The 2,894-nt window shown below is 71.2% G+C and carries 3 protein-coding genes; 2 read left to right on the top strand and 1 reads right to left on the bottom strand.

Annotated features, from left to right (window positions below; genetic code table 11):
- Positions 1–639: uroporphyrinogen-III C-methyltransferase (gene cobA, locus G6026_RS12800; RefSeq protein ID WP_182613395.1), on the top strand; the 639-nt coding region annotated here is incomplete at its 5' end.
- An 8-nt stretch (positions 640–647) separates the two neighbouring features.
- Here cobA and G6026_RS12795 read toward each other — a convergent pair.
- On the bottom strand, positions 648–1,397 hold the full coding sequence (locus G6026_RS12795; protein WP_182613394.1) for a peroxide stress protein YaaA: 750 nt from the start codon (positions 1,395–1,397) through the stop codon (positions 648–650).
- 58 nt (positions 1,398–1,455) lie between these two features.
- Here G6026_RS12795 and G6026_RS12790 point away from each other — a divergent pair.
- A partial coding sequence (locus tag G6026_RS12790; RefSeq protein WP_347238106.1) for a proline--tRNA ligase occupies positions 1,456–2,894 on the top strand: 1,439 nt, incomplete at its 3' end.

The raw sequence follows: 2,894 nt of genomic DNA, 5'->3' as shown, positions 1-2,894 counted from the left end.
GACCGGCTCGCGCCCCAGCGTCCGCTGGGGGAGCTGCGTCCGACCGTGGAGATCGTCGACGCGGCGAAGATCCCGTACGGCAGGTCCATGGCCCAGGACGCCATCAACCAGGTACTCGTGGACCGGGCGCGGGAGGGCAAGTTCGTCGTCCGGCTCAAGGGCGGTGACCCGTTCCTCTACGGGCGGGGATACGAGGAGGCACAGGCCTGCGCGGAGGCCGGGATCCCCTGCAGTGTCGTCCCCGGGGTGTCGAGCGCGCTCAGCGTCCCCGCCCTGGCAGGGATCCCCGTGAGCAACCGCGGCATGACCCATGAGGTCACCATCGTCTCGGGTCATCTGCCGCCGGGCCACCCGGGCTCTCTGATCGACTGGGAGGCCCTGGCACGGATGCGGGGGACGCTGGTCATCCTCATGGGGGTCAAGAACTCCCCGGCCATCGCGGAGTCGCTCATGACCGGTGGGCGGTCGGCGGACACACCCGCCGCGATCATCGTGGACGGGAGCCTGGACGGCCAGTTGGCGCACCGGTGCACCCTCGGGACCATGGCGGACACCCTGTCCAGCCATGACGTACGGCCACCGGCGATCGTGGTGGTCGGTGCGGTCGCCGGGCTCCCGCAGGTGCTGACCCGGGCCTGAGGCGGCTCTCAGGGGCGGGTCACCATCGTCAGGGTGGTGGCCGAGTCGTGCTCGAGCGTGTGTCCGGCCCGCCTGGCCACCCGCAGCAGCGCCGGGATGTCCGTCATCTCCGCGCGTGAGGTCGCGAGCGATCTGGCGAGGAGCCCCTTGTGGTGCTTGGAGAAGTGGGAGACCACCTTGCGGGTGCCGTCCGGGTACTGGGTGACGACGTCGACCGTGACGGCGCCCGGAACCGGTCCCAACTGCTGGTAACCCCCTGACCGGAGATCGATCACGAGGTCGTCCGCCCACTGCGAGGTGGCGGCGGTGAGTGCGGGCTTCCACACGGAGCGGAGCGTGCCGAGTCCGGGTAGTCGGGTCCCCGCCGAGAGTCGGTAGTGGGGGATGGGGTCGGCGGCGGCGAGCAGTCCGAACAGCGCCGACCCGATCCACAGCCGCGATTCGGCGCGCGACCGGGTGGCGCGGGTGAAGGAGGACTGGTCCAGCGCGTCGTAGAGCACCCCGGTGTACCGGCTGAGCGCGGGCGCGGTGGGTGAGGACCACAGGTGCGCGTCGTGGGTCACCTCGGCGGCGAGCGAGTCGCCCAGGCCGAGGGCGGTTCGTGCGCCGTCCGGATCGTCGGCGCACATCGCGACCAGGGCTCCGGCCACCGATCGCCGGGTGTCGGTGAGCGCGGGGAGCGACAGCGACGCCAGGTCCAGGGGGGCGCCCGACCCGCCGACGGACTTGGTCTCGGAGGGCGAGAGGAGGATGCGCACCCGGCCGAGGCTACCGTCGCGCCGGAGGCGGGTCCCCGGGCGGCTAGGCTTGACCACCGTGATCACGCGTCTGTCCCACCTGTTCCTGCGCACGCTCCGCGACGACCCGGCCGATGCCGAGGTCCTGAGCCACAAGCTGCTGGTCCGTGCCGGCTACATCCGGCGCGTCGCGCCCGGCGTGTACTCCTGGCTGCCCCTCGGTCTGCGCACCCTCCGGCGGATCGAGCAGGTCGTGCGAGAGGAGATGGACGCCTCCGGCGCCCAGGAGATCAGCCTGCCCGCGCTCCTGCCCCGCGAGCCCTACGAGACGACGGGGCGGTGGACCGAGTACGGGCCGGCGCTGTTCCGTCTCAAGGACCGCAAGGGCAACGACATGCTTCTCGGCCCCACCCACGAGGAGTTGTTCACGCTCACGGTCCAGGGTGAGTACTCCTCGTACAAGGACCTGCCCGTCACCCTGTACCAGATCCAGTCCAAGTACCGGGACGAGGAGCGACCCCGCGCGGGAATCCTCCGGGGGCGTGAGTTCACCATGAAGGACTCGTACTCCTTCGACCTGGACGACGCCGGTCTCGAGCGCTCGTACCAGGTGCACCGGGAGGCCTACCAGCGCATCTTCGACCGCCTGGGAATCGAGTACGTGATCTGCGCCGCCACCTCGGGGGCGATGGGCGGTTCGGCGTCCGAGGAGTTCCTCGCGATCTCCCCGGCGGGTGAGGACACCTTCGTCAGGTCGACCGACGGGCGTTACGCGGCCAACGTCGAGGCGGTCGTGACCCCGGTTCCGCCCTCCCGCCCGCTCGAGGGACTGCCTGCCGCCGTCGTCCACGACACCCCCGGGACGCCGACCATCGCGACGCTGGTCGACTGGGCCAACGGAGCGGGACTCGGCCGCGAGGTGACCGCGGCGGACACCCTCAAGAACGTGATGCTCAAGGTCCGTGCCCCGGGCGGGGACTGGGAACTGCTGGGCGTGGGCCTGCCCGGGGACCGCGAGGTCGACATGAAGCGCCTCGAGGCGGTCCTCGAGCCCGCCGAGGTCGCGGTGCTCGACGACGCCGACTTCACCGCCAACCCGTTCCTCGTCAAGGGGTACATCGGTCCCGGGGCCCTGGCCGCCCACGAGGTCCGGTACCTGGTGGACCCCAGGGTGGTCGAGGGGACCGCGTGGATCACCGGGGCGGACGAGCCCGGCAGGCACGTCGTGGACCTGGTCTGCGGCCGCGACTTCACCCCCGACGGAACGATCGAGGCCGCGGAGGTCAGGGAGGGTGACGAGGCCCCCGACGGCCACGGCACGCTCACCCTCGAACGGGGGATCGAGATCGGCCACATCTTCCAGCTCGGTCGCAAGTACACCGACGCCTTCGGATTCGACGTCCTCGGGGAGAACGGCAAGCCCGCTCGGGTGACGATGGGCTCCTACGGCATCGGGGTGTCCCGGCTGGTGGCCGTGCTGGCCGAGCAGTACGCGGACGAGAAGGGTCTGGTGTGGCC

Source organism: Dietzia sp. DQ11-38-2, assembly GCF_014145055.1.
GTDB lineage: Bacteria > Actinomycetota > Actinomycetes > Mycobacteriales > Mycobacteriaceae > Dietzia.
This window is presented reverse-complemented; position numbering and strand designations above follow the sequence as displayed.